The sequence below is a fragment of the Pantoea sp. 9140 genome, from assembly GCF_000745295.1.
In the GTDB taxonomy this organism is placed as follows: Bacteria; Pseudomonadota; Gammaproteobacteria; order Enterobacterales; family Enterobacteriaceae; genus Pantoea; species Pantoea vagans.
Map to the genome: position 1 here is coordinate 164,457 of NZ_JQNO01000001.1, position 26,572 is coordinate 191,028.

Consider the following 26,572-nt stretch of genomic DNA (forward strand, 5'->3'; position numbering starts at 1 on the left):
TGACTCCTTATTGCCATTCACGGTGATAAGCACCCAGCGTGGTTTGCGTGCCTTCGGAGAGATCGCCCAGCGTCTGCATCCACTGTGGCGCGACGTCAAACTGTTCCGGCTGCGCCTTGCAGCGATCGATCGCCTGACGCCAGACGCGCGCCACATCAGCGACGTAGGCGGGACTGCGCTGGCGGCCTTCGATTTTCACCGAGGCAATGCCTGCCCGCAGCAGCTCCGGCAGCAGTTCCAGTGTGTTCAGACTGGCAGGCTCCTCCAGCACGTGATAACGCTGATTGTTAACCTCATAGCGTCCTTTGCAGAGCGTCGGGTAACCGGCGCTCTCATCGGGCGCGTAGCGATCGATTAGCACCTCATTCAGGCGTGACTCCATGCCCTGCGGCGTCTGCTGCCAGCGCACAAATTTAGCCGGGGAGCAGGCACCTGCGCTGTTAGGCGATTCGCCGGTCATCCAGGAGGAGAGATAGCAGCGGCCTTCCGCCATAATGCACAGGCTGCCAAAGGCGAACACCTCCAGCGGCACCGGCGTGCTGCGCGCCAGTTGTTTAACCTGATGAATCGACAACACCCGCGGCAGCACCACGCGCTGCAGATTGAAGTGGCGATGATAAAAGCGAATCGCCTCAAGATTGGTTGCCGAAGCCTGCACAGAGAGATGACGTTCAACCTGTGGATAATGCTTCGCGGCATACTCCAGCGTGGCAATATCGGCCAGAATCAGCGCGTCGGCTCCGTTTTGCGCCGCCACATCAATCGCCCGCTGCCAGCGTCCCATGCCATCCGGGTGGGCAAACGTGTTGATCGCCACATGCAGTTTGCGCCGATGCTGATGAAGATAGCGCGCCGCTTCAGCCAGCTTTTTATCGGTGAAGTTCAGGCCCGCAAAGTGACGGGCATTGGTGTCATCTTTCAGCCCCACATAGACCGCATCCGCGCCATTCTCTGTAGCGGTGCGCACTGCGGGTAAGTTTCCTGCCGGGCAGAGCAGTTCCATAGGTGTTCCTCTCAACATGCGATGGGCGTCGAGTCTAGGCATCTGGTCCGGCGAGCGTGTTGATTTGGGGCAGTGAAATTCCAGTTCATCCGGCCTGGCGGCGCTTTTTTTCCCTCTATAGCCGCGTTTTTTATTGATCCCGGATGAGGCGCGCAGAAAAGGATATGGCAATATACGTAAAATTTTCTGAAGGGAGTGACGAAAGTGTTAGAGCGGATACATGCCCATTGTGTGAAAAATGGTCCAAAAATCTTAGGGTTACCCGTAGCGCTTACCCCATTCCCGGTCAAAAAGTTGCTGCTGCAACAACTCTTAAACTGGCAATTTCGCCATGCTTTGGCTGAAGGTGAGTTAGACTTTCTGAACGGTCGCCTGCTGGGTATCGGGATTGCCGATCTCAATCTGCAATGGATAACCACGCTGCAGGATGGCCGACTGGCGGTATTGCAACAGTCCGAAGCGGATGTCTGGTTTCGGGGCAATGCCAATGATCTGTTGCTGGTGGCAGCACGTAAAGCAGATCCCGACATGCTGTTCTTTCAACGCCGTCTGGTGATTGAAGGCGACACAGAACTGGGACTTGAGGTGAAGAACGTAATGGATGCTATTGAACCCGAGGCTATGCCCACCGCGTTACGCACGGCTATTGAGCAGATGGCGGCATTTGTCGACGCCGGCATGAAACAGGACGCGAAGGCCGCACAGGCACGCGCGGGTGCCGCATGTTGATCCGTAGCGAAATTGGTGTTGATGCCGCAGGCATCGACGTACTGCTCAGACGCTGCTTCAGTACCTCCGCCGAGGCGGAACTGACTCAGGCGCTGCGTGAAGATGGCCTGCTGACCCTGGGCGTGGTCGCCACGGATGATGAGGGACAGGTGCTGGGTTATGCCGCATTCAGTCCGGTCAGCGTTCAGGGCGACGATCGCGGCTGGGTGGCGCTGGCACCGCTGGCCGTTGATGAGACGCTGCGCGGTCAGGGCATTGCCAGCAAGCTGATTTATGAGGGGCTGGATACGCTTAATGAATTTGGCTACAGCGCGGTCGTGGTGCTGGGCGATCCGGCGCTGTTCAGCCGGTTTGGTTTTGAATCGGCTGCACGCCATGGCCTGCGCAGTCGCTGGCCGGGAACAGAGACAACGTTCCAGGTCTACCGTCTGGCGGACAATGCTTTTGACGGCGCGGAAGGGCAGATCGACTACGCCGAACCTTTTAATCGCCAGCCGTAATACCCAGCCAGCTCTCCAGACTGATCGGCTGACCCGCCACCAGCAGTAACTTCTGCTGACGGGTCAGTTGTTTAACCTGATACTCCAGTCTGGAGGCGCTGGCGCGATCGCCCGCCTCACAGTGAAACACCAGGTCCAGCGGACCTTTGCCCCGTAGCGCGCGGGCGCCGCGTCCGCTCTGGTGCTGAGCAACCCGGCGCACCACATCCGTGGTAATGCCGGTGTACAGGCTCCCTTTCGCCGTCCGGACGATGTAGAGTTGCCACTGCTGAGCCATACGTAATCTATTCCCAAAAAAAGGTGCCGGGCAGTGTAGCGCGCTTCACGCTCCGGTGCACCGCCAGGAGTTTATCTTGTCCGAACACGCCCATCTTGTTCGCTACCTCCGAAAGCAGCATGTGCTTTCACTCTGCTGTACCGCCGACGATCAACTCTGGTGCGCTAACTGCTACTACGTCTTTGATGAGACGCGCATGGCCTTCTGGATCATGACCGAACCTGATACCCGCCACGGTGAACTCATGGTGCTGAATCCGCAGGTTGCAGGCACCGTAAATGGCCAGCCCAGAACTGTCCTGCTGATTAAAGGGGTGCAGTATCGTGGCCGGGTCACACGGCTGGATGAAGCATCAGAGCAGATCGCCAGAGCGGCTTACCAGAAACGTTTTCCGGTCTCACGCAAAGTGTCGGCCCCGCTGTGGGAGATTGAGCTGGATGAGGTGAAGATGACGGATAATGCGCTGGGATTCGGCAAGAAAATTGCCTGGCAGCGGGAGAAATAGATACGCCCCTTTCAGCAGAAAAGGGCGTGGCGGATTTACAGCGCTTCGAGGATCCGCAGGGATTCACGGTTAAAGGCCGGTAAATCGTCCGGCGTACGGCTGGTGACCAGCTTATCGCCATCCACGACCACTTCCTTATCATGGAAGTCAGCACCGGCATTGATCAGGTCAATGGCAACGGCTTTAACGGTAGTCATCTTGCGACCGCGCACGCCGTTCGCGCTAATCAGCAGCTGTGGACCGTGGCAGATGGCAAAGATCGGTTTGCCGCTGGCGACAAACTCTTTGGTAAAGGCAACAAAACGATCGTCGCCGCGCAGCGCGTCAGGCGAGTGGCCGCCTGGCAGCAGCAGGGCATCAAATTCCGCCGGGCTGACGTCATCAATGCTGCGGTCGATGGTCACTTCCGCTTCGCCTTTCTTGCCTTTAACGACATTACCGGCCTGTTTCTCAATGGTCACCACCTCAAAACCCGCGCCTTTGTAGGCTTCCGCAGGTGAGGTAAATTCTGAGTCTTCAAATTCATCGGTAATCAAAACCGCAACTTTCTTGCTCATCTTTTTTCCTCCTTAAATTTGTGGAGCGCGAGGCGCGCTATCCGGATAACGTTGTAAGCCTGGTCGCTGAGCGTGAGAACGCAAGCCAGCCCGTTAAGATCAGCTATCTTTTAAGCTGTCAGCAGTGAAATAAGGACGAATCTGAGATGAATCGCGTATTACTGACCGGTGCCACCGGCTTAGTCGGGTCGCATCTGCTGCGCTTACTGATTGAGGATCCGCGTGTTGATGAGATCATCGCGCCCACCCGCCGGCCACTGCCCGTAATGCACAAAGTGGTGAATCCGGTAGAGGCCGATCTCACCGATGTGCTGGGGCCGCTGCAGAGTTCGCTGGATACGGTGTTCTGCTGCCTGGGCACCACACGTAAGCAGGCGGGTAGCAAGCAGGCCTTTATTCACGTCGATTACACGCTGGTGGTGGACAGCGGGTTATGCGGATTACGTCTGGGGGCGAAGCAGATGCTGGTGGTTAGCGCGCACGGTGCCAGCCGTCACTCACCGTTTTTATACAATCGCGTCAAAGGCGAAATGGAGAATGCGCTGCGCCATCAGGGCTGGCCGCGCCTGACGCTGGTGCGGCCTTCACTGCTGCTGGGGGATCGCGCGCAGAAACGACAGGGCGAAAGCCTGGCGGGACCGCTGTTTTCGCTGCTGCCGGGCAACTGGCGGGCGGTTCACGCACGCGACGTGGCACGCTGTCTGCATCAGCAGGCATGCATGCCGGGTAGTGAGAGCGTCAGCATCATTGAGTCGGGCGACATCCCGCGTCACTCAGCGTAACTGCCAGACGATCTGATTTCGGCTGCCGCGCCATTGCAGCGTGGCATCCTTCTCCTCTTCGACAAAGCGGCCATCGATCAGCACGTCGAGATAGTCCAGCACGGCACGCTGTGCCGCATTCAGCTCCTGCATCCGGTAGCCGGTCCAGAGCCAGATATCTTTACCGGGGCATGTCTTTCGCACCCGTTTCACCAGACGGCGAATGTGCGGCACGTTATGCGGATGAAGGGGATCGCCACCGCTCAGCGACAATCCCTGGCGCGGAATGCGTGTGTCCTGCAAATCCGCCAGCAGTTGCTCTTCCATCGCCAGCGTAAAGGGCACGCCGGAGTCAGTGCGCCACGTACTCTGGTTGTAGCAGCCGCGACACTGATGTTCGCAACCGGCGACAAACAGCGTGCAGCGGGTGCCGGGGCCATTCACGATATCCACATCGTAGTAGCGGTGAATATGCATCATCCCAGCGGCCCTTCGGCCAGATGCTTAACGCGACGCTGCACTTCCTGCTGCTTACCGGCGTTAAAAGGTCGCGCATCCGGGCTGCCCAGATAGCCACAGACCCGCCGTGTCACAGAGACGCGTGCCGGATCGTGATTGCCGCAGTTCGGACAGGTAAATCCACGGCTGGTACAGGTGAACTCGCCGTTGAAGCCGCACTCGTAGCACTCATCAATCGGCGTATTGGTACCGTAATAGGGCACGCGGTCGTAGCTGTAATCCCAGACATCCTCCAGCGCTTTGAGGTTGTGCTGTACGTTCGGGTATTCGCCGTAACAGATGAATCCACCATTCGCCAGCGGCGGATAGGGCGCTTCAAAGTCGATTTTATCGTAAGGATTCACCTTCTTCTCGACGTCAAGATGGAAGCTGTTGGTGTAATAACCCTTGTCGGTAACGCCCGGTACCACGCCAAACTGTGCCGCATCCAGTCGGCAGAAGCGGTCGCACAGATTCTCACTCGGCGTGCTATAAAGGCTGAAGCCGTAGCCTGTTTCCGCTTTCCAGCGGTCAGTGGCGGCGCGCAGATAGGCGATGATCGCTACGCCTTTGGCGCGCAGTGCCGCGTCATCGTAAGGGTGCTGGTGGCCGCCGCTGAGGGCATTCAGGGTTTCGTGCAGGCCGATGTAGCCCAGCGACAGTGACGCCCGGCCATTACGGAAAATAGGGCCGACATCATCATCCGCGTTCAGCCGGACGCCGCAGGCCCCTTCCATATAGAGGATGGGCGCGACGCGTGCTTTGGTCTTCTCCAGACGCGCCACCCGCGTCATCAGCGCCCGCTTAGCCAGCAGCAGGCGGGCATCAAGCAACGTCCAGAAGCGGGCTTCATCCCCAGCCGCCTCCAGCGCAATGCGCGGCAGGTTCAGGCTGATCACGCCGATGTTGTTGCGGCCCTCATGAATCTGCTCGCCATTCTCTTCATAAACGCCCAGGAAGCTGCGGCAGCCCATGGGCGTTTTGAACGAGCCGGTGACTTTCACCACCTGATCGTAATTGAGGATGTCGGGATACATCCGCTTGCTGGCACACTCCAGCGCCAGCTGCTTGATATCGTAGTTAACGTCGCCCGTCCGGCGGTTGACGCCTTCACGAATGCTGAACACCAGTTTAGGGAATACCGCAGTTTTACGATTTTTGCCCAGTCCGGCCAGCCGGTTGCGCAGAATCGACTGCTGAATCAGCCGCGCCGCCCAGTCCGTTCCCAGGCCGAAACCAAAGGTGACAAACGGCGTCTGGCCGTTGGCGGTGTGCAGGGTATTCACCTCGTACTCCAGCGACTGAAAGGCGTCGTAGCACTCTTTCTCCGTACGCTGACGTGCATACTGTTCAGCCTGCGGAATCTGCCACTGTTCAGCGATCGCCAGATGCCGGGCATAGCTCTGCTCAACAAACGGGGCCAGCACTTCATCAATGCGGTTAATGGTGGTGCCGCCGTAAATGTGGCTTGCGACCTGGGCGATGATCTGCGCCGTCACAGCAGTGGCGGTGGCGATCGATTTAGGCGGCTCGATCTCAGCGTTGCCCATTTTAAAGCCATTGGTCAGCATGCCTTTCAGATCGATCAGCATGCAGTTAAACATCGGGAAGAAGGGTGAATAGTCGAGATCGTGATAGTGGATCTCGCCGCGCTCGTGCGCCAGAACGATATCCCGCTGCAGGATCTGCTGCTGCGCGTAGTGCTTCGCCACGATCCCGGCCAGCAGATCGCGCTGTGTCGGGATCACTTTGCTGTCTTTGTTAGCATTTTCGTTCAGCAGCGCCGCGTTGGTCTGATCGACCAGACCGCGAATGGCGTGGTGTAACTGGCTCTGACGATCTCGGGCGACATCGCGATCGTGGCGATACTCAATGTAGGCGCGCGCCAGTTGTGGATAAGGGCCCGCCATCAGCGTCTCTTCTACCGCACACTGAATCTCACGAATATCCACTTCGGGACGATCCGCCAGCCGCAAAGCAACGCGCTCGGCGACCTGTGCGCACCAGGCCGCATCGTCGACCTCTGCTGCCCGTGCCGCCGCCATGACAGCCTGCTCGATACGCTGCGCATCAAAGCCTGTCCGGCATCCATCGCGCTTGATTACCACCGTCGCCATTTCTCTCTCCGTAAACTACATATGGGGTTCGGGAGGATTCTATTCCCTACATGTAGTGATTGCTGAGAATTAATGCGCTCTGATTTGACCTGAAGCAAGGAAGCCTCAACCCGGCAGAAAATTCCGACCGACGTAAAAAATCGGGTTCGGGTTCAGGTTTCCTGCAGCGCTGGCAGGCCAACACGAAATGCTCAGCACCATGGGCCTCGCGCTGGTGAATGCTTACGTCCGTAATCAGGCATCTGGTGCCACTGAAGTGGCCGGGATGCAGGCGACACTGGATGCCGCCGCAGAGGTGCAGGATGAAACGGTGATAGCGCTGGTCAGGCCGCTGGAGACGCTGCTGCGTGCCTTTCAGTAAACGCGATGGCTGGATGAACCGGCCACCGCGGCGTCAGGCCGGGCCGCTGACCGAGTGACGGCGCACCAGCGTCGGGCTGAACATGTGAGTGACTTCCGGCAGCGGCAGATCGTTGGCCAGGGCCAGGGCCAGTTGGGCCGCCTGCTGCGCCATGGTGACAATCGGATAGCGGACTGTCGTGAGGCGTGGTCGCACATAGCGCGACACCAGCACATCATCGAAACCGATCAGCGACATCTCTTCCGGCACGCGGACGCCGTTATCGCTCAGCACCGCCAGCGCGCCCGCCGCCATGGAGTCGTTGTAGCAGGCGACGGCGGTGAAATTTCTGCCGCGTCCCAGCAGTTCTGTCATCGCCTGCTCACCGCCGACTTCGTCCGGTTCGCCCCAGGTCACCAGCCGATCGCTGCACGGCAGACCGTGCTCTTTCAGCGCATCGTAGTAACCCTGCAGGCGATCTTCGGCATCAGAGATGGTGTGGGTTGAGCAGATAAAGGCGATGTTCTGGTGGCCGAGCTGGATCAGATGGCGGGTCGCCAGCCAGGCACCGTAGCGATCGTCGAGTGCAATACAGCGCTTTTCAAAGCCTTTTATCAGCCGGTTAAGCAGTACCATTCCGGGCACCTGCTTCATCAGCACTTCCAGCTCTGCGTCGGGAATCTTCTTGGCGTGCACCACCAGCGCCGCGCAGCGGTGACGCATCAGCTGTTCAATCGCCTGACGCTCTTTTTGCTCATTGTGGTAACCGTTACCAATCAGCAAAAAGTTACCGGTGTTGCCTGCCACTTCATCCACGGCTTTCACCATGGCGCCAAAAAAGGGATCGGAGACGTCACCGACAATCAGGCCGAGCGTTTCGGTCGATTGCTGCGCCAGCGCGCGTGCGTTGGCATTCGGGTGATACTGAAGCTGCTCCATCGCCTGGCCTACGGCCTGTCGGGAGCTGTCGCTGGCTTTGGGAGAATTATTGATTACACGGGAGACTGTGGCGACAGAAACGCCAGCCAGTCGCGCAACATCCTTTATGGTAGCCATGCGTTGACCTGCTTTGGGGAAAACGTTTACACATCGCATCAGTGTTACGGAAAAGGGCGGACACATCAACCCGACAGAATGCCAGCGTCGTCGCAAAAAGGGGCAAAACCGGCCGCTGTTGCACATCTTCTGCTGAGACGTCGCCCCATGTTATGCTCAGTTCCCCACCTGGCTACCGTGAAAAAACAACGATGAAAATCAAAGTGCCACATCTGGCGCACTGGGGCGCGTTTACCGCCGTCACTGAAAACGATCGTCTGACTGGCTGCGAACCTTTCTTCGCCGATGCCGATCCGTCGCCGATGATCCACACTATTCCCGAGCTGGTCTACTCCGACAAACGCATTCGCCAGCCGATGGTGCGCCGTTCGTGGCTGAAGTCACGCGAGAAGAGCGACCGCACGCTGCGAGGCCGGGAAGATTTTGTCGCCGTGGACTGGGAAACCGCGCTGGATCTGGTGGCGGAAGAGAATCGCCGCGTCCGCGATCGCTACGGTGCATCGGGTATTTTCAACGGCTCCTACGGCTGGTCATCGGCCGGTCGCGTTAACCACGCCCGCACGCTGGTGCGTCGCTTCTACTTTCAGGGTGGCGGGGGCGTCGATCAGCAGGGTAACTACAGCTGGGCGCGGCGCAGTTCTTCCTGCCCTATGTGATCGGCACCTATATGCCGCTGACCGGACGCGTCACCGAATGGCCGCAGGTGGTGGAGTACGCCGAAATATTTGTCGCCTTTGGTGGGCTGGCGCTGAAAAACGCCCAGGTCGCCTCGGGAGGCGCAGGGCAGCACAGCCTGAAACCGGCGCTGATGCAGCTGGCGGCTAAAGGCACGCCGGTCATCAACATCAGCCCGATGCGCGATGACTGCCCGGAATTTGTGAACGCCGAATGGATCCCGATTCGCCCCAACACCGACGTGGCGCTGATGCTGGCGCTGGGTCATGAGATCACCCAGCGCGGCGCGGTTGACGAGGCGTTTCTCGCCAGCCACTGCACCGGCTGGCCGCAGCTGCGCGCCTATCTGCTGGGCGAAACCGACGGCGTGGCGAAAACCGCCGGCTGGGCCAGCCGTATCACCGGCATTCCGGCTGACCGCATCGTGCAACTGGCGCAGCAGCTGACCGGCAAACGCAGCTTTATTACCTGCTCCTATTCCGTGCAGCGCGCCCATCGCGGTGAGCAGCCTTACTGGATGATGATTGCGCTCTCCTCAATGCTCGGTCAGCCTGGCCTGCCGGGCGCAGGGTTCTCCTTTGGTCACGGGTCGATGAACAGCGTCGGCAACCCGCGTCAGGAAGGGCCAGCGCCGATGATGAGCACCGGCCCGAATCCTTCGGGACTGTCGATTCCGGTGGCGCGCATCAGCGATATGCTGCTCAATCCCGGCCAGCCCTATCGCTTCCAGGGCGAAACGCTGCACTATCCCGACATCCACATGGTGCACTGGGCGGGCGGCAATCCGTTCCACCATCACCAGCAGCTGAACCGGCTGGTGGAGGGCTGGCAACGGCCCGATACGGTGGTGGTGCAGGATATCGTCTGGACGCCAGCGGCGCAGATGGCGGACATCGTGCTGCCCGCGACGACCACACTGGAGCGCAACGACATCGGCGGCTCCTCACGTGACCGCTTTGTGCTGGCCATGCATCAGGCGATTAAGCCGCAGCATCAGGCACGCAACGACTTCGATATTTTTGCCGATTTAGCAGAGCGTCTCGGCTATCGCGACACCTTTACCGAAGGACGCAACGAGATGCAGTGGATCGTGCATCTCTATCAGCAGTGCGCCACCGCCCATCAGCGCAAAGGCATCGATTTCCCCGAATTTGATGAATTCTGGCAGCGCGGCTTTGTGGAAATTCCGGAAGGCGGCAAGCCTTATCAGTTTATGGAGGATTTCCGTGCCGATCCGCAGGCGAATCCGATCAAAACCGCCAGCGGCAAAATCGAGCTGTTCAGCCAGACCATTGCGGACTACCAGCTGGACGATTTCGCCGGTCATCCGGAGTGGCGTGAACCGCAGGAGTGGCTCGGTTCGCCCGTGAGCCGTGACTATCCGCTGCACATGATCTCCATTCAGCCGTCCGACCGGTTACACAGCCAGCTGGATGCCACCGACACGGTGCAGGGCAACAAAACGGCCGGACATGAAACGCTCTGCATGCATCCAGTGGATGCGGCCGCGCGCGGACTGGTGGAAGGCGATGAAATTGAGGTGAGCAACGCCCGTGGTGTGATGCTGGCGGGTGTGCGCATCACTGAGGGTGTAACGCAGGGCGTGGTGATTATCGCCACCGGTGCCTGGTTTGATCCGGGCTTCGGCAGGGCATGGCAGCCTTTCGATCGCGCGGGTAACCCCAACGTGCTGACGCTCGACATCGGCACCTCGTCGCTGACGCAGGGGCCAAACGCCATGAGTTGCCTGGTGGAAATCAAAAAACATCAGGATTGCACAATAGCGTAAGGATCTCATGGCTGGTTACATTTTGCGGGTAACTGTTGCGTTTAGGCGATGGCAGCCGATCAATCCCCTTTGCTACATTCAGGGTCCCAGAGGTATTGATGGGTGAACATCAATAGATTTTCTTGATTACACCAACCTGCGCAGATGCGCAGGTTTTTTTTGCCCGCAATCTGCCGTCGATAACGAACTGATACACAGTTTTCCTGTTATACGGCCAGCGCTTTCTTTATAACTGCTGGCACCAGCCCCTTTCTCTTTATTTTGCGCAGCGGAATGCCATGCCCCGGATTAAAAAACTACTGGGAAAAGACCAGATAAAAGCGCCCTTTAACCCTTTTCGTTTTCGGCTGATCTGCCTCGGTGTCACGACCTGCCTGGTGGTGCTGCTGGCGCGCGTCGCGGACCTGCAGTTCCTGAATCAGCCGATGCTGGAGCACGAAGCGGATCAGCGATCGCTGCGAACCGTCACGCTGCCCACCAGCCGCGGCACCCTGCTGGATCGTAACGGCGAAGCCCTGGCGCTCAGCGTGCCATCGCGCGACGTGATTGCCGATCCACTGCGCGTGCTGGAGAGCAACCCCGATTTTACCAGTGCCAAATGGGCCTATCTTGCGGCCGCACTCAACACCCGTCCCGAAGAGCTGGCGGCGCAGATCACCGCCAACCCGAAACGTCGCTTCCTCTATCTGGGGCGTAAAGTCGAACTGGGTATCGCCAAAGACATTAAAGAGCTGAAGCTGAAAGGCATCAGTGAAGTGTATGACGACAGCCGTTTCTATCCGATGAGTGAAGCTTCTGCGCCGCTGATCGGCATCGTTGGTGCGGATAACGTCGGCCTGAACGGGCTGGAAAAAGGCTTTGATAAGGTGTTGCAGGGCGAGCCAGGCAAAGAGGTCTATCGTCAGGATGCGGCAGGCAATATCATCGCGATGATCAACTACCAGCCGCCGACGCAGCCGCCAACGGTGCAGCTCAGCATCGACAAATATGACCAGTACACGCTCTACAGCAAACTGCGCGACGGCGTGCTGATCAACAAGGCGGACTCGGGTGCCGCCGTGCTGGTGAAGATTGACACCGGCGAGATTCTGGCGATGGCCTCTTATCCGTCGTTCAACCCCAACAACTATGAAGGGGCTACCCCGGCGCAGATGCGTAACTCGGCCATCAACGACAGCTACGAACCGGGATCGACCGTGAAGCCACTGGTGGTGATGGAAGCGCTGGAGCGCCATCTGGTTCGCCCGGACTCGGTGATCGACACCACGCCTTACAGCGTGAACGGCCACCTGATCCGCGACGTTGGCCACTGGCCGCGCCTGACCATGACCGGTATTCTGCAAAAATCGAGCGACATCGGGGTCTCTCACCTCGCGCTGGCGATGCCCGCGGAAGCACTGGTGAATACCTATCAAGCGTTTGGCCTGGGCAAACCGACCGGATTAGGGCTGACCGGCGAAAGCGTCGGTTACTTCCCGCTGCACCGTGCCCGCTGGGCTGACATTGAGCGGGCCACCTTCTCCTTTGGTTATGGCCTGCGCGTCACGCCGCTGCAGATTGCCCGCGAATACGCCACGCTCGGCTCTTATGGCGTTTACCGTCCGCTGTCGATCACCCGCGTCACGCCACCGGTTATGGGACGGCAGGTTGCCAACCCGGAAACGGTGAAAGAGGTGGTGCATATGCTGGAGAGCGACGTATTGCCAGGCGGAACCGGACTGAAAGCGGCGGTGCCGGGCTACCGTCTGGCAACCAAAACCGGTACGGCGGAAAAGATGGGCACCAGCGGCAAGTATGATGGCGGCTACGTCAACTACACCGCCGGTATCGCGCCCGCCAGCCATCCTGAAGTGGCGCTGGTGGTGATGATCAACCATCCGACGGCGGGCGATCACTTCGGTGGTTCGGTTGCTGCGCCGGTATTCGGCAACATCATGGGGCCGGTTCTGAAACATATGAACGTTGCGCCTGATGCCATCTACACCAGGCCTGCGGCCAGCCCTTCGGATAAATCTTAGTTAGATCTGAGTGTAAGCGAGGCGTGAAGGATAGTCACACCTCGTTGCACTTCCCCGAATTCGGTTGCGTTTTCCTGCTGTCTCCGCGCGGTCAATCAGTGCGAGGATAGCAGTCCCAGAGGTATTGATGGGTGTGAAAACAACACCGCTTCGGCAGTGAGACCCTGTTATTACACCGACCCACGCAGATGCGTGGGTTTTTTTTGCCTGCGCACCGGACCCTGCCTTTTCGGCTGTATCAACCGCCGTTAAATCATCATCGTTCTTAACGAAACCCTGACAGTTTGCCGGTAGAAACGCGCGTCGCCTTTCACCGATAATGGCCGCCGTGACGCCTGGCGTTTTTTTGCTCGCCACAGCCGGTTTTCACTGCCGCATTCCGCACGTTCCGGGATTTCTTTTTCTGCTTATCTGAAGAGTTCGACGATGACTCACCTTTCTCGCCCCGCGCGTTCCTTTGGGCTTAAATGGCTGCTCCTGTTGCTGGTTGTTGCGATTGTCGCGGGCGTTATCTGGCGTCTGCTCTCTTCGGGGCACGGGCCGGGTGAGGGAATGCCGCCGGGCAGACCGGGTGCGCCTGGCATGATGGGCGGCGGTGCAACGCTGGTTCACAGCGGCGTCGCCAGCACGGCGGATGTGCCGGTGTGGCTGAACGCGCTCGGCACGGTGATCCCCAACGCCAGCGTGACGGTGACCAGCCGCGTTGATGGTCAGCTGGAGCAGGTTTTCTTCACTGAAGGGCAGAAGGTCAGCGCCGGGCAACTGCTGGCGCAGATCGATCCGCGCAGCTATCAGGCGACGCTGAACCAGTATCAGGCTGAACTCAGCGAAAACCAGGCGCTGCTGAAAAGTGCCGAGCTGACGCTGGCGCGTTACCGCAAACTGGCGGCGCAGGATGCGCTGGCGCGTCAGGATCTGGACAGTCAGATTGCCACCGTCGGGCAGTATCGCGGCGCTGTCGCCGCCGATCAGGCGCAGATTGCCAGTGCGAAGCTGAGCATTGAGTATGCCCGGATTACCGCCCCGATCAGCGGGCGTGTCGGCCTGCGTCAGGTCGATCCCGGCAACATGGTACAGAGCTCCAGCAGTACCGGCCTGGTCACCATTACGCAGATGCAGCCCGCTGCCGTGACCTTCAGCGTGCCACAAAGCGACATCCCGGCGCTGGTCAGCGTGCTGCATCAGGGACAGAGCCTGCCCGCCACGCTGTTCGATCAGGACAATCAGCATCCGCTCGCCAGCGGCGAAGTGAAGTTCATCAGCAACCAGATCGACACCGCCACCGGCACCGTGGCGCTGAAGGCGATGTTTGCCAACCAGGATGAAGCGCTGTTTGCTAACCAGTTTGTGAATATCAGGCTGCAGACCCGGGTGCTGAAAGGCGTGACGGTGATCCCGGCGCAGGCGCTGCAGCTCAGCAGCGATGGCAGCTTCGTCTTTGTGATCAACAAAGATCACACCGTCACGCGCAAAGCGGTCACCACCGGCCCGGCGTTCGGCGACGATCAGCAGGCGATCCTCAGTGGCGTTTCGCCGGGCGATCGGCTGGTAACGGAAGGGATCGATCGTCTGACCAGCGGCAGCAAAGTCACGCTGGCAGATGAGATGCCCGCTGCCGGTGCTGTATCGAAATGAACCCGTCTCGCCTGTTTATTCTGCGTCCGGTCGCCACCATTCTGCTGATGGTCGGCGTGCTGATCGCGGGCATCTTCGCCTATAAATTCCTGTCGACCTCGGCGTTGCCGCAGGTCGACTATCCGACCATTCAGGTCACCACGCTCTATCCTGGCGCCAGCCCGGATGTCATGGCGTCGTCGGTCACCTCACCGCTGGAGCGCCAGCTAGGGCAGATGGCGGGGCTGAGCCAGATGAGCTCCACCAGCGCCAGCGGCTCGTCAATCATTACTCTGAAGTTCAGCCTGGATCTGTCGCTGGATGTCGCCGAGCAGGAGGTGCAGGCGGCCATTAACGCGGCAAATAACCTGCTGCCTGATGCTCTGCCTAATCCGCCGACCTACAAAAAGGTCAATCCGGCGGACAGCGCGGTGGTGACGCTGGCAGCCAGTTCAGACACGCTGCCGCTGACAGAGGTGCAGGATCTGGTGAATACCCGGGTGGCGCTGAAGCTGTCGCAGATTTCCGGCGTCGGTATGGTGACGCTGGCGGGCGGTCATCAGCCCGCGATTCGGGTGCAGATGAACCCGCAGGCGCTGGCGGCGCATCATCTGACGCTGGAGGCGGTGAATACGCTGATCGGCAACAGCAACGTCAATGGCTCCAAAGGCGGCTTTGACGGCAAATATCATTCGGTCACCATCGACGCCAACGATCAGCTGCGCACCGCCGAAGAGTACGGCAACCTGATCCTCACTTACGAGAACGGCGCGGCGCTGCGCCTGAAAGATATCGCCCATATTGAGCAGGGTCCGGAGAACAGCTTCCAGTCCGCATGGGCCAATAACCAGCCCGCGATTGTCATCAGCGTGCAGCGCCAGCCCGGCGCAAACGTTATTCAGGTGGTGGACAACATCAAGGCGCAGCTTCCCGCACTGCAGGCGGCGCTGCCGGACGGGGTAAAGATGACCATTCTCTCCGACCGCACCCAGACCATTCGCGCCTCAATCAGCGACGTGCAGTTTGAGCTGATGCTGTCGATTGCGCTGGTGGTGATGGTGACCTTCCTGTTCCTGCGCAACGTGGCCGCCACGCTGATCCCGAGCGTGGCGGTGCCGCTGTCGCTGGTTGGCACCTTTGGCGTGATGTATCTGGCGGGCTTCAGCCTGAATAATCTGTCGCTGATGGCGCTGACCATCGCCACCGGCTTTGTCATCGATGACGCGATCGTGGTGGTCGAGAACATCTCCCGGCGGCTGGAGCAGGGCGAGTCACCGATGGAGGCGGCGCTGAAAGGCTCACAGCAGATTGGCTTCACCATCATCTCGCTGACCTTTTCCCTGATTGCGGTGCTGATTCCGCTGCTGTTTATGGGCGATGTGGTCGGGCGGCTGTTCCGGGAGTTCGCGATTACGCTGGCGGTGGCGATCCTGGTGTCGATGCTGGTGTCACTGACGCTGACCCCGATGCTGTGCGCGTATCTGCTGCGGCACATTCCGCCAGAGCAGCAGTCAACCTTTGCCCGCAAGGGCGGCGCGCTGTTTGACCGGCTGGTGCGCGGCTATGACCGGCTGCTGACCATGGTGCTGAATCATCAGAAACTGACGCTGCTGGTGGCGCTGGCGACCTTCGGGCTGACGGCGCTGCTCTATCTGATGGTGCCGAAAGGCTTCTTCCCGACGCAGGATACCGGGCTGATTCAGGGCGTCACCGTTGCCTCTCAGGATGTCTCGTTTAACGCCATGGCCTCGCGCCAGCAGGCGCTCTCTAAACTTATCCTGACAAACCCGGCGGTGGAGAGCGTCTCATCGACCATCGGTATCGACGGCACCAACACCAGTCTCAACAGCGGACGGTTGCAGATCAACCTTAAGCCGTTTGGCTCGCGCGATCTCAGTGCCAGCCAGGTCATCAGCCAGCTGAACCAGGCGACCGCCAGCGTGCCGGGTATCCGGCTCTATCTGCAGCCAGCGCAGGATCTCACCGTCAACGATCAGGTATCGCCGAGTCAGTATCAGTTCACCCTCGACGACGCCGACAGTGAAAATCTGGTCCGCACGTCGCCGAAACTGGTGGCTGCCTTGCAGCAGCGGCCCGAGTTTAATGGCGTGGTGAGTAACCTGCAGGATCAGGGGCGTGTCTCTTACGTGGAGCTGAACCGCGACAAAGCGGCGCGCTTCGGCATTACCGCATCGGACGTGGACACTGCGCTCTATAACGCGTTTGGTCAGCGTCTGGTCTCGACCATTTTTACCCAGTCGAATCAGTATCGGGTGGTGCTGGAAGTAGCGCCGGCTTACCAGCAGGGGCCGGCGTCGTTTGATGATGTTTATCTGCAGCCGTCCACCAGCAGCAGTTCAACGTCGTCATCCACCAGCACGACGTCATCTGCCTCTTCGTCCACCTCTTCATCCACCTCTTCATCAACGTCGACGTCCACCTCAGGTTCGGACAGCACTACGGCCAGCAGCGGGATGGTGAAACTCACCTCTATCGCGACGATTCATCAGCGCACCGGCTCGCTGATGCACATGCGGCTGAATCAGTTCCCGGCGGTGATGATCTCATTCAACCTTAATCCAGGCTACTCGCTGGAGGATGGTCAGCGGGCAATTGCAGAGGTGCGCCAGCAGCTGCAGCTGCCGGAGAGCACCACGCTGCGCTATCAGGGGGAAACCTCGGCGTTCCAGAGCGCCACCGGCAACACGCTGTGGCTGATTCTGGCGGCGCTGATCACCATGTATGTGGTGCTCGGTATCCTCTACGAAAGCTTTATCCATCCGGTCACGATTCTCTCTACGCTGCCGTCGGCGGCGGTGGGCGCGCTGCTGACGCTGCTGCTGGCGGGCACGGAGTTCAGCCTGATTGCGCTGATTGGCGTCATCCTGCTGATCGGCATCGTGAAAAAGAACGCCATTATGATGATCGACTTTGCGCTGGAGGCGGAACATCAGCAGCACCTGAGCGCGCGTGAGGCGATTCATCAGGCCTGCCTGCTGCGCTTCCGCCCGATCCTGATGACGACGATGGCGGCGCTGCTCGGCGCGCTGCCGCTGATGCTCGCCTCCGGCTCGGGTGCCGAACTGCGTCAGCCGCTGGGGCTGGTGATTGTCGGCGGGCTGATTGTCAGTCAGGTGCTGACGCTCTTCTCCACGCCGGTCATCTACCTCTGGTTTGACGGGCTGGCGCAGCGCGGCAACGCCTGGGTGAAACGCCGTCAGCAGCAGGCGCGGAGCGGGCAATGAACCTGACCCGGCTATTTATCTTTCGTCCGGTGGCGACGCTGCTGCTGACGCTGGCGATCCTGCTGCTCGGCGCGCTGGGCTACCGGCTGCTGCCGGTGGCACCGCTGCCGCAGGTCGATTTTCCGACCATCATGGTCAGCGCCAGCCTGGCGGGAGCCAGCCCGGAAACGATGGCGGCGACGGTCGCCACCCCGCTGGAACGTTCGCTGGGGCAGATTGCCGGTATCAGCGAGATGACCTCCAGCAGTTCGCAGGGCTCCAGCAGCATCATCCTGCAGTTTGAGCTGGACCGCGATATCAACGGCGCGGCGCGCGACGTGCAGGCGGCGATCAACGCGTCGCGCAGCCTGCTGCCGAGCGCGATGGCCTCGCTGCCGACCTATCGCAAAGCCAATCCGTCAGACGCGCCGATTGTGATGCTGGCGCTGACCTCCGCCACCCGCACGCCCGGCGAGCTTTACGATCTGGCGGAGAGCAAGATCGAACAGGCGATGGGGCAAGTGCAGGGCGTGGGCGAAGTGTCGCTGATGGGCAGCGCCTTACCCGCGGTGCGGATTGATCTGCAGCCGCTGAAGCTGACCCATTACGGCATCTCGCTGGAGACGGTGCGTGCCGCCGTTGCCAACAGCACCACCAATCTGCCCAAGGGAATCCTGCAGGGCAGTGACCAGTCGTGGCTGGTGGACAGCAACGGCCAGCTGGAAAAGGCCGCCAGCTATCGCGATCTGATCGTCACGTATCAGCAGGGCAAGGCGGTGCGGCTGCGCGACGTCGCCACGGTCTATGATTCGGTGGAAGATCGCTACCAGGCGGGATTTCTGAATGCCACGCCTGCGGTGATGATCGGCATCAAACGTCAGGCGGGCGCTAATATGCTCGAAACCATCGACGCGATAAAAGCGCAGCTGCCGCTGCTAGAAAAGAGCCTGCCCGCGGACAGCCAGCTGAAAGTGGTGGTTGACCGCTCGCCCGGCGTGCGCGCCTCGCTGTATGACACCGAAGAGACGCTGCTGATCGCGGTGCTGCTGGTGATTGCGGTAGTGTTTATTTTCCTGCGCAATCTGCAGGCGGTGATCATTCCGGCACTGGCGCTGCCGGTATCGCTGATCGGCACCTGTGCGGTGATGTACCTGCTGGGGTACAGCCTGGATAACCTGTCGCTGATGGCGCTGATTATCTCCACCGGCTTCGTGGTGGATGATGCGATTGTGGTGCTGGAGAACATCACCCGTCACATTGAGCGCGGGCTGAGCCCGCTGCGGGCGGCGCTGCGCGGAGCGCAGGAGGTGTGTTTCACCGTGCTGTCGATGACCGTATCGCTGATCGCGGTGTTCATCCCGATCCTGCTGATGGGCAGCATTGTGGGGCGGCTGTTCCGCGAGTTTGCCGTGACGCTCACCGTATCGCTGCTGATCTCGCTGTTTGTCTCGCTCAGCCTGACGCCGATGCTCTGCGCACGCCTGCTTAAACCAAAGCCGCCCGTCAGCCAGCGGCCGCATCCGCTTTATCAGTTTATTGAAAATCAGCTGAACCGCCTGCTGACCGCCTACGGACGCGGGCTGGCCTGGGTGATGCGCCATCAGAAACTGACGCTGCTGAGTCTGCTGCTGACCGTGCTGCTGAATGTTTTTCTCTTTACCGTAGTGCAGAAGGGCTTTTTCCCGAATCAGGACACCGGGCTACTGATGGGCGCGCTGCGCGCCGATCAGAACATTTCATTTCAGGCGATGAAGCCGAAAATGCTGATGTTCACCAAAATCATTCAGGAAGATCCGGCGGTCGAGAGCGTGATGTCGTCGATGGGCAGCGGGATGTTTGGCTCCCGTAACAGCGCCAACTTCTTTGTGCGGCTTAAGGACTTTGACCAGCGCGATGCCACGGCCACCGAAGTGGCCAACCGGCTGACGCGTAAAACCAGCCACATCGCCGGGGCGCAGATGTTCCTGATGGCGGCGCAGGATCTGCACATTGGCGGACGCAGCGCTAACGCCACGTATCAGTACAGTCTGCAGGCAGACGATCTTGACCTGCTGCGGATCTGGACGCCGAAAGTGCAGGCGGCGCTGGCGGCGATCCCTCAGCTCAACAGCGTAGACTCCGACTCGCAGACCGGCGGTCAGGAGGTGGAACTGACCATCGACCGCGACCGAGCGACCCGGCTGGGCGTCAACGTGAAAATGCTCGATACGCTGCTGAATAATGCGTTCAGCCAGCGGCAGATCGCTACGCTCTATCACACCCTGAATCAGTATCACGTGGTGATGTCGCTGCAGGACAGCGACACCGCGAATCCGGAGACGCTGCAGCAGCTCTATGTGATTAACGACAGCGGTGACCGCGTGCCGCTCTCCGCCTTTGCCCGCTTCAGCGGCGGCAATGCGCCGCTGTCGGTGGCCCATCAGGGCCAGTCAGCGACCAGCACGGTGGCGTTCAATCTCAATGATGGCGTTTCACTGGAGCAGGCGCAGGGTCTGATTAAACAGGCGATGGCGAAGCTGGGCCTGCCATCGACCATTCATGCCGGTTTTGCCGGTACCGCCGCCGCCTTTTCCCAGCTGACCGCTACCATGCCGTGGCTGATTCTGGCGGCGCTGGCAGCGGTCTATATCGTGCTCGGCGTGCTCTACGAGAGCTACATCCATCCGCTGACCATTCTTTCGACGCTGCCGTCTGCGGGCGTCGGCGCGCTGTTACTGCTACTGCTGACCAACACGCAGCTCACGGTGATCGCGCTGATTGGCATCATCCTGCTGATTGGCATCGTGAAAAAGAACGCCATCATGATGATCGATTTTGCCATCGACGCGGAACGGCGGCAGGGCATGTCGCCGCAGCAGGCGATCACCCAGGCGTGTCTGATGCGCTTCCGGCCGATCATGATGACTACGCTGGCCGCCTTTTTCGGCGCGTTGCCGCTGGCGCTGGGCAGTGGCGGGGATGCCGATCTGCGCAGTCCGCTGGGGATTGCCATCGCAGGCGGTCTTGCGCTCAGCCAGCTGCTGACGCTGTTTACCACACCGGTTGTTTATCTGTGTCTCGACCGTCTGGGTCGTGCCACTCAACGTCAATGGCGTCGTCTGCGCCATGCGGAATCCTGATCCATGAAATCTCTTATCCCGTTTATTGTGCTGCTGCTGGCTGGCTGTAGCGTTGGTCCCGATTATCAGCGCCCGGCGGTGGCGATGCCGGTTCACTATAAAGAGGCGAAAGGCTGGCAGCAGGCGACGCCGCTGGATGCGCAAAGCAAAGGCGAATGGTGGGCGGTCTATCACGACGCCACGCTGGGCGGGCTGCTGAGCCAGGTCAGCGTGTCGAATCAGAATGTGGCGACCTATGCCGCGCAGTACCGGCAGGCGCAGGCGCTGGCGGCGGAGTCTCGCGCGGCGCTGTTTCCTTCGCTGGGCTATGACGGCAGTGTGACGCGCAGCGGCAGCCATGCAACCAACAGCAGCGTTCGCACCACCAGCAGCAGCCATCAGGCGGAGCTGAGTGCCAGCTGGGAGCTGGATCTGTGGGGCAAACTGCGGCGCACGCTGGAGGAGGACCGCGCTAGCGCCGCGGCCAGTGCGGCGGAACTGGCCAATATCACCCTGAGCGCCCAGTCTGAGCTGGCGCAGGACTATTTCCAGCTGCGCATCATGGATCAGAAAATCGCGCGCTATCAGCAGAGCGTTGACGCCTATCAGCGCTACCTGAACGTCATTACCAGCCAGTATCAGGCGGGCACCGCGTCGCGGGCGACTCTGGCTCAGGCGCAGCTGCAACTGGAGAATGCCAGCGCCTCGGCGCAGGATTACCAGTGGCAGCGCGCGCAGATGGAGCACGCCATTGCGCTGCTGATCGGCAAAGCACCCGCCGATTTTAGCCTGGCCGCCGCGCCGCTGACCGCCACGCTGCCCGCGATTCCGGCGGCTCTGCCGGGCGAGCTGCTGCAGCGCCGTCCCGACATTGCCTACGCCGAACGTAATATGGCCGCCGCCAATGCCGCCGTGGGTGTGGCGGTGGCTGGTTACTATCCCGACCTGACCCTGAGCGCCAGCGGTGGCGTCAGCGCTTCGGTGCTGCATTCGCTGTTCTCACTGCCGAACCGCGTCTGGTCGCTGGGGCCGGAGCTGAGCGGCACGCTGCTTGACGCGGGCGCGACCTCTGCCAAAGTCGATCAGGCGCGGGCGAGCTGGGATGCCAGCGTCGCGACCTATCGTCAGACGGTGCTGTCCGCGATGCAGGAAGTGGAAGATAAGCTGGTGGAGCTGAACACGCTGCAGGGCGAAATCGCCGCACAGCAGCGCGCCACCGATGCTGCACAGACCTCGGCGCGGGTGACGCGTCTGCAGTATGAGGCGGGTATGATTAACTACCTGGATGTAGCGACCACTGAGAACAGCAGCCTGAGTGCGCAGCAGAGTTTGCTGACGCTGCAGAGCACGCAGTGGGTCAGCAGCGTGGCGCTGATTGCCGCGCTCGGCGGTGGCTGGCAGGCCCCCTGAAGCCGCGTCAGACTGCCGATAATTCGGTTGTCGAACCGCGTCAAATCCTGCATCGTGAGGGGCTAATTTTCACGATGCTAAGGAACCGGCATGGCTTTCACACTTTTACGCCTGATATTTCGCCTGTTATGGCGGGTCGAACTGCGTGGCGACGTCGCCGAACTGCATAAGCAGAAGGTATTAATCACGCCGAACCATATGTCGTTTCTCGACGGCATGCTGCTGGCGCTCTTTTTACCGATTAAACCGGTATTCGCCGTCTACTCGACCATCAGCGAAAGCTGGTTTATGCGTCTGATTAAACCCTTTATCGACTTTGTGCCGCTGGATCCGACCCGGCCTATGGCGCTGAAGCAGCTGGTACGGCTGATTGATACGGGCCGTCCGGTGGTGATCTTCCCGGAAGGCCGGATAACCGTGACCGGATCGCTGATGAAGATCTACAGCGGGGCCGGCTTTGTCGCCGCGCGTTCAGGCGCGAATGTGGTGCCGATGCGCATCGAAGGCGCTGAATACACGCCGTTCGGTCGTCTGGCGGGCGTGTTCAAACGTCGCCTGTTCCCGCGCATCACCCTGACCATTCTGCCCGCGACCCGCATTCCGATGCCGGAGGCGAAACGGGCGCGCGACCGGCGCGTGCTGGCCGGGGAGCATCTGCATCACGTGATGATGGAAGCGCGCATGGCGGTGCGTCCGCGTGAAACCCTGTTTGAGGCGTTTCTGGCGGCGCGGACACGCTATGGCGCGTTTAAGCGCTGCATCGAAGATGTGAATTTTAAACCCGACAGCTACACCGGACTGCTGAAGAAGTCGCTGGGCGTGGGCCGTATTCTGGAGCGCTACAGCCAGCCGCGAGAAGTGGTGGGGCTGCTGCTGCCCAATACCACTGTGACAGCAGCAGCGATTTTCGGGGCTACGCTGCGCGGGCGCGTTCCGGCCATGCTCAACTACAGCGCGGGCGTTAACGGCATGCGGGCTGCACTGACCGCCGCGCAGATCAAAACCGTCTTCACATCACGGCAGTTCCTGGACAAAGGCTACCTGTGGCATCTGCCGCAGGGGCTGGACGATGTGCAGTGGATCTACCTGGAAGATCTGAAAGATACCGTCACCGGCAAGGACAAACTGTGGATCCTTGCGCATCTGCTGATGCCGCATCGCGCCCAGCTGCCTCAGCAGCCGGAAGACGCCGCGATGGTGCTGTTTACCTCCGGCTCTGAAGGCAATCCCAAAGGGGTGGTGCATTCACATAAAAGCCTGCTGGCAAACGTTGAGCAGATCCGCACCATCGCCGACTTCACCCCGCGCGACCGCTTTATGTCGGCGCTGCCGCTGTTCCATGCGTTTGGTCTGACCGTCGGGCTGTTTACGCCGCTGATGACCGGCGCACAGGTCTTCCTCTATCCCAGCCCGCTGCACTATCGCATCGTGCCGGAGCTGGTTTATGACCGTAACTGCACCGTGCTGTTTGGCACCTCAACCTTCCTGGGTAACTACGCGCGCTTTGCCGCGCCCTATGATTTTGCCCGTCTGCGCTATGTGGTCGCGGGTGCGGAGAAGCTGCAGGAGAACACCCGTCAGCTCTACATCGAGAAGTATGGCATTCGCATTCTCGAAGGCTACGGCGTAACCGAGTGCGCACCGGTCGTGGCGATTAACGTGCCGATGGCGGCGAAGACGCACACCGTGGGGCGCATTCTGCCGGGCATGGATTCACGACTGATGTCGGTGCCGGGCATTGAGCACGGCGGACGCCTGCAACTGCGTGGGCCGAACGTGATGAAGGGCTATCTGCGGGTCGAAAATCCTGGCGTGCTGGAAGCACCGGCCGCCGACGATGGTGAAGGCAATATGGAAGCGGGCTGGTATGACACCGGCGATATCGTCAGCTTCGATGAAGGCGGCTTCTGCCAGATTCAGGGCCGTGCCAAACGCTTTGCGAAGATTGCCGGTGAGATGGTGTCACTGGAGATCGTCGAGCAGATCGCCCTTAAAGCGTCACCGGACAAACAGCACGCCGCTTCACTGCGCCCGGATGGTCAGCGCGGTGAGGCACTGGTGCTGTTCACCACCGATGCTGAGCTGGCGCGCGACAGGCTGCAGAAAGCGGCCCGCGAGCTGGGTGCACCAGAGCTGGCACTGCCGCGTGATATCCGTGTCATGAAGCAGCTGCCACAGCTGGGCAGCGGTAAACCCGACTACGTCACGCTGAAAAAAATGGCGGAAGAGGAGCAGGCATGAGCCTTGATCGTAATGCGCCGCTGATGTCGCGCGGCATGATTGCCGTGATTATCGCCCAGTTCTTTTCGGCCTTCGGCGATAACGCGCTGCTGTTTGCCACGCTGGCGGTGCTGAAAAGTCAGTTCTATCCCGAGTGGAGCCAGCCGGTATTACAGATGCTGTTTGTTGCAGCCTACATTCTGCTGGCACCGTTTGTCGGGCAGGTGGCGGACAGCATGGCGAAAGGGCGGGTGATGATGCTCGCCAACAGCCTGAAGCTGCTGGGCGCGCTGGTGATCTGCTTCGGCTTCAATCCCTTCCTCGGCTACACGCTGGTGGGCGCGGGCGCAGCGGCCTACTCACCGGCCAAATATGGCATCCTCGGTGAGATCACTCACGGCGAGAAGCTGGTGAAAGCCAACGGGCTGATGGAGGCGTCGACCATCGCCGCCATTCTGCTTGGCTCGGTGGCAGGCGGTATGCTGGCTGACTGGCATATTCTGGCGGCACTGGGGATCTGTGCGCTGACCTACGGCATCGCCGTGATCGCGAACCTGTTTATCCCGAAACTTCAGGCGGCACGGCCGGGTCAGAGCTGGCAGTTTGGCGTGATGACGCGCAGTTTCTTCAGTGCCGCTGCGCTGCTGTGGCGTGACGCAGAGACGCGCTTCTCGCTGCTCGGCACCAGCCTGTTCTGGGGCGCAGGCGTGACGCTGCGTTTCCTGCTGGTGCTCTGGGTGCCGGTGGCGCTGGGCATCAATGACAACACCACGCCAACCACGCTGAATGCCATGGTGGCGATCGGCATTGTGATTGGCGCGGCGGCGGCGGCGAAGCTGGTCACGCTGGAGACCGTGCGTCGCTGTATGCCAGCCGGTGTGCTGATTGGCGCGATGGTGGTGGTCTTCGCGCTGCAGCATTCCCTGATGAATGCCTATTTAGTGCTGATGCTGATTGGTGCGCTGGGCGGTTTCTTTGTGGTGCCGCTGAATGCGCTGCTGCAGGCGCGCGGCAAAGAGAGCGTCGGGTCAGGCAATGCGATTGCGGTTCAGAACCTGGGCGAGAACAGCGCGATGCTGATCATGCTGGGTCTCTATACGCTGGCGATCAAGGCGGGAGCCCCTGCGGTGGCGACGGGCGTCGGTTTTGGCGTGCTGTTTGCGCTGGCGATTACGGTGCTGTGGCTGTGGCGACCGGCTAAGCGGTAACAAATTCGCCGCCTCTCTCCGGCTTACGCGGGAAGAGGCGGCGTGAGGCTTAGCGACGGACGGCAATCGCTTCGATTTCGATCTTCACATCTTTTGGCAGACGCGCCACTTCGACACAGGAACGCGCCGGGAAGTTAGCCTCATGCTCGGTGAAAAACGCTTCATACGTCGCGTTGACCGTGGCGAAATCATTCAGGTCCTTCACGAACACCGTGGTCTTCACGATGTCACCCACCTTCAGACCCGCGGCTTCAACAATCGCCTTCACATTTTCCAGTGACTGACGCGCTTGTGCGGCAATGTCATCTGCCACCTGGCCAGTCGCCGGATCGACCGGGATCTGACCTGATGTGATGATCATGCTGCCCAGATCGACACCCTGAACATAGGGACCGATAGCGGCAGGGGCTTTTTCAGTACTGATTTCACGAGACATCATGGCTCCTTTGATTATGTCGTCAGACGGCGATTCCGCCGGTGTTGCCCATTATAAGGTCGGGCAGGGCGATTACCAGTGACCCAGCACCACATGACGGGCGAACTCTTTCTCGCAATATTTGCACTTCAGATGCACATCGTCGGCACGCTGCTTCACGGCAAAGCTGGAGAAGACCGGCTCGCTGCGGCTGATGCAGTTGCTGTTGGGGCAGGTCAGCACCCGTTCAACGTGATCCGGCAGCGTCGGGGCGATCTTCGCTACCACTTCGTAGTCGTCGATGCGGTTAACCGTGGCGTGCGGCGCATAGACCGCCAGCTGATTTACCTGATCGTCGGTGAGAAAGGTGTTCTCAATTTTGATCAGATCTTTGCGGCCCATCTCGCCCGACGGCAGATTCAGACCGATGGTAATGCGCTGATCGGTTTCGGTCAGCCGGAACAGGGAGAGCAGTTTAAAACCGATCTGCGCCGGAATATGGTCGATGACCGTGCCGCGTTTGATCGCTTCGACCTGCAATTTGTTGTCCTGCGTCAT

General features: G+C 60.1%; 20 protein-coding genes and 1 pseudogene. 13 read left to right on the forward strand and 8 right to left on the reverse strand.

Annotated elements, in window-relative coordinates; genetic code table 11:
- Positions 1 to 7: 7 nt before the first annotated feature.
- Complete coding sequence (locus tag FA92_RS00755; protein WP_013359918.1) at positions 8 to 1,003, reverse strand: peptidase U32 family protein; 996 nt, start codon at positions 1,001 to 1,003, stop codon at positions 8 to 10.
- A gap of 204 nt (positions 1,004 to 1,207) precedes the next feature.
- Here FA92_RS00755 and FA92_RS00760 point away from each other — a divergent pair, with 204 nt between their 5' ends.
- Both FA92_RS00760 and FA92_RS00765 read left to right on the forward strand, forming a co-directional pair.
- On the forward strand, positions 1,208 to 1,732 hold the full coding sequence (locus FA92_RS00760) for an SCP2 sterol-binding domain-containing protein (RefSeq protein ID WP_013359919.1): 525 nt from the start codon (positions 1,208 to 1,210) through the stop codon (positions 1,730 to 1,732).
- Entirely contained in the window at positions 1,726 to 2,232 is a 507-nt protein-coding gene (locus tag FA92_RS00765; RefSeq protein WP_013359920.1) for an N-acetyltransferase, read from the forward strand. Before FA92_RS00760 ends, FA92_RS00765 begins: the two co-directional genes overlap by 7 nt.
- Here FA92_RS00765 and FA92_RS00770 read toward each other — a convergent pair.
- On the reverse strand, positions 2,216 to 2,509 hold the full coding sequence (locus FA92_RS00770; RefSeq protein ID WP_013359921.1) for a GIY-YIG nuclease family protein: 294 nt from the start codon (positions 2,507 to 2,509) through the stop codon (positions 2,216 to 2,218). The two genes, FA92_RS00765 and FA92_RS00770, sit on opposite strands and share 17 nt — an antisense overlap.
- Positions 2,510 to 2,585: 76 nt before the next feature.
- Between FA92_RS00770 and FA92_RS00775 the strand changes: the two genes are divergently transcribed.
- A complete protein-coding gene (locus FA92_RS00775; RefSeq protein WP_033781669.1) occupies positions 2,586 to 3,014 on the forward strand; it encodes a YhbP family protein in 429 nt (142 codons plus the stop codon).
- 35 nt (positions 3,015 to 3,049) lie between these two features.
- On the opposite strand, the gene FA92_RS00780 is transcribed toward FA92_RS00775, so the two are convergent.
- Positions 3,050 to 3,571 carry a type 1 glutamine amidotransferase domain-containing protein gene (locus tag FA92_RS00780; RefSeq protein ID WP_033731332.1) on the reverse strand — a complete coding sequence of 174 codons (522 nt, stop codon included), beginning with the start codon at positions 3,569 to 3,571 and terminating at the stop codon, positions 3,050 to 3,052.
- A 146-nt stretch (positions 3,572 to 3,717) separates the two neighbouring features.
- Here FA92_RS00780 and FA92_RS00785 point away from each other — a divergent pair, with 146 nt between their 5' ends.
- Complete coding sequence (locus tag FA92_RS00785) at positions 3,718 to 4,353, forward strand: NAD-dependent epimerase/dehydratase family protein (RefSeq protein WP_033781671.1); 636 nt, start codon at positions 3,718 to 3,720, stop codon at positions 4,351 to 4,353.
- Here the strand turns inward: FA92_RS00785 and nrdG are convergent.
- Both nrdG and nrdD read right to left on the reverse strand, forming a co-directional pair.
- Entirely contained in the window at positions 4,345 to 4,812 is a 468-nt protein-coding gene (nrdG, locus tag FA92_RS00790; protein WP_013359926.1) for an anaerobic ribonucleoside-triphosphate reductase-activating protein, read from the reverse strand. The two genes, FA92_RS00785 and nrdG, sit on opposite strands and share 9 nt — an antisense overlap.
- Positions 4,809 to 6,947 (reverse strand): anaerobic ribonucleoside-triphosphate reductase, encoded by a 2,139-nt coding sequence (nrdD, locus tag FA92_RS00795; RefSeq protein ID WP_033781672.1) that lies wholly within the window; start codon positions 6,945 to 6,947, stop codon positions 4,809 to 4,811. Before nrdD ends, nrdG begins: the two co-directional genes overlap by 4 nt.
- 187 nt (positions 6,948 to 7,134) lie before the next feature.
- Here nrdD and FA92_RS22385 point away from each other — a divergent pair, with 187 nt between their 5' ends.
- Positions 7,135 to 7,308: a hypothetical protein gene (locus FA92_RS22385; protein ID WP_156105654.1), complete on the forward strand. Its 174-nt coding sequence runs from the start codon at positions 7,135 to 7,137 to the stop codon at positions 7,306 to 7,308.
- A 33-nt stretch (positions 7,309 to 7,341) separates the two neighbouring features.
- Here the strand turns inward: FA92_RS22385 and galR are convergent, their stop codons facing one another.
- Complete coding sequence (gene galR, locus FA92_RS00800; RefSeq protein ID WP_033781673.1) at positions 7,342 to 8,343, reverse strand: HTH-type transcriptional regulator GalR; 1,002 nt, start codon at positions 8,341 to 8,343, stop codon at positions 7,342 to 7,344.
- A gap of 191 nt (positions 8,344 to 8,534) precedes the next feature.
- Here galR and FA92_RS00805 point away from each other — a divergent pair.
- The 8 genes and pseudogenes from FA92_RS00805 to lplT all read left to right on the forward strand — a co-directional run bounded on the left by FA92_RS00805 (position 8,535) and on the right by lplT (position 25,599).
- A pseudogene (locus tag FA92_RS00805) lies at positions 8,535 to 10,807 on the forward strand (molybdopterin guanine dinucleotide-containing S/N-oxide reductase).
- Between the two features lie 278 nt (positions 10,808 to 11,085).
- A complete protein-coding gene (locus tag FA92_RS00810; RefSeq protein WP_033781675.1) occupies positions 11,086 to 12,825 on the forward strand; it encodes a penicillin-binding transpeptidase domain-containing protein in 1,740 nt (579 codons plus the stop codon).
- Positions 12,826 to 13,251: 426 nt separating this feature from the next.
- A complete protein-coding gene (locus FA92_RS00815) occupies positions 13,252 to 14,460 on the forward strand; it encodes an efflux RND transporter periplasmic adaptor subunit (RefSeq protein ID WP_033781677.1) in 1,209 nt (402 codons plus the stop codon).
- A complete protein-coding gene (locus FA92_RS00820) occupies positions 14,457 to 17,684 on the forward strand; it encodes an efflux RND transporter permease subunit (RefSeq protein WP_033781678.1) in 3,228 nt (1,075 codons plus the stop codon). Before FA92_RS00815 ends, FA92_RS00820 begins: the two co-directional genes overlap by 4 nt.
- Positions 17,681 to 20,782 (forward strand): efflux RND transporter permease subunit, encoded by a 3,102-nt coding sequence (locus FA92_RS00825; protein ID WP_033781680.1) that lies wholly within the window; start codon positions 17,681 to 17,683, stop codon positions 20,780 to 20,782. The genes FA92_RS00820 and FA92_RS00825 overlap by 4 nt, the downstream gene beginning before the upstream one ends.
- Positions 20,783 to 20,785: 3 nt before the next feature.
- A complete protein-coding gene (locus tag FA92_RS00830; protein WP_033781682.1) occupies positions 20,786 to 22,171 on the forward strand; it encodes an efflux transporter outer membrane subunit in 1,386 nt (461 codons plus the stop codon).
- Positions 22,172 to 22,261: 90 nt separating this feature from the next.
- On the forward strand, positions 22,262 to 24,412 hold the full coding sequence (gene aas, locus FA92_RS00835; protein ID WP_033781684.1) for a bifunctional acyl-ACP--phospholipid O-acyltransferase/long-chain-fatty-acid--ACP ligase: 2,151 nt from the start codon (positions 22,262 to 22,264) through the stop codon (positions 24,410 to 24,412).
- The gene (gene lplT / locus FA92_RS00840) at positions 24,409 to 25,599 is read left to right on the forward strand and encodes a lysophospholipid transporter LplT (protein ID WP_033781685.1); all 1,191 of its coding nucleotides are present in this window, start codon (positions 24,409 to 24,411) and stop codon (positions 25,597 to 25,599) included. The genes aas and lplT overlap by 4 nt, the downstream gene beginning before the upstream one ends.
- A 49-nt stretch (positions 25,600 to 25,648) precedes the next feature.
- Here lplT and ridA read toward each other — a convergent pair whose 3' ends face one another.
- Positions 25,649 to 26,035, reverse strand: coding sequence for a 2-iminobutanoate/2-iminopropanoate deaminase (gene ridA, locus FA92_RS00845; RefSeq protein WP_013359937.1), 387 nt, complete (start codon positions 26,033 to 26,035; stop codon positions 25,649 to 25,651).
- A gap of 72 nt (positions 26,036 to 26,107) precedes the next feature.
- The gene (gene pyrI / locus FA92_RS00850) at positions 26,108 to 26,572 is read right to left on the reverse strand and encodes an aspartate carbamoyltransferase regulatory subunit (RefSeq protein ID WP_010251684.1); all 465 of its coding nucleotides are present in this window, start codon (positions 26,570 to 26,572) and stop codon (positions 26,108 to 26,110) included.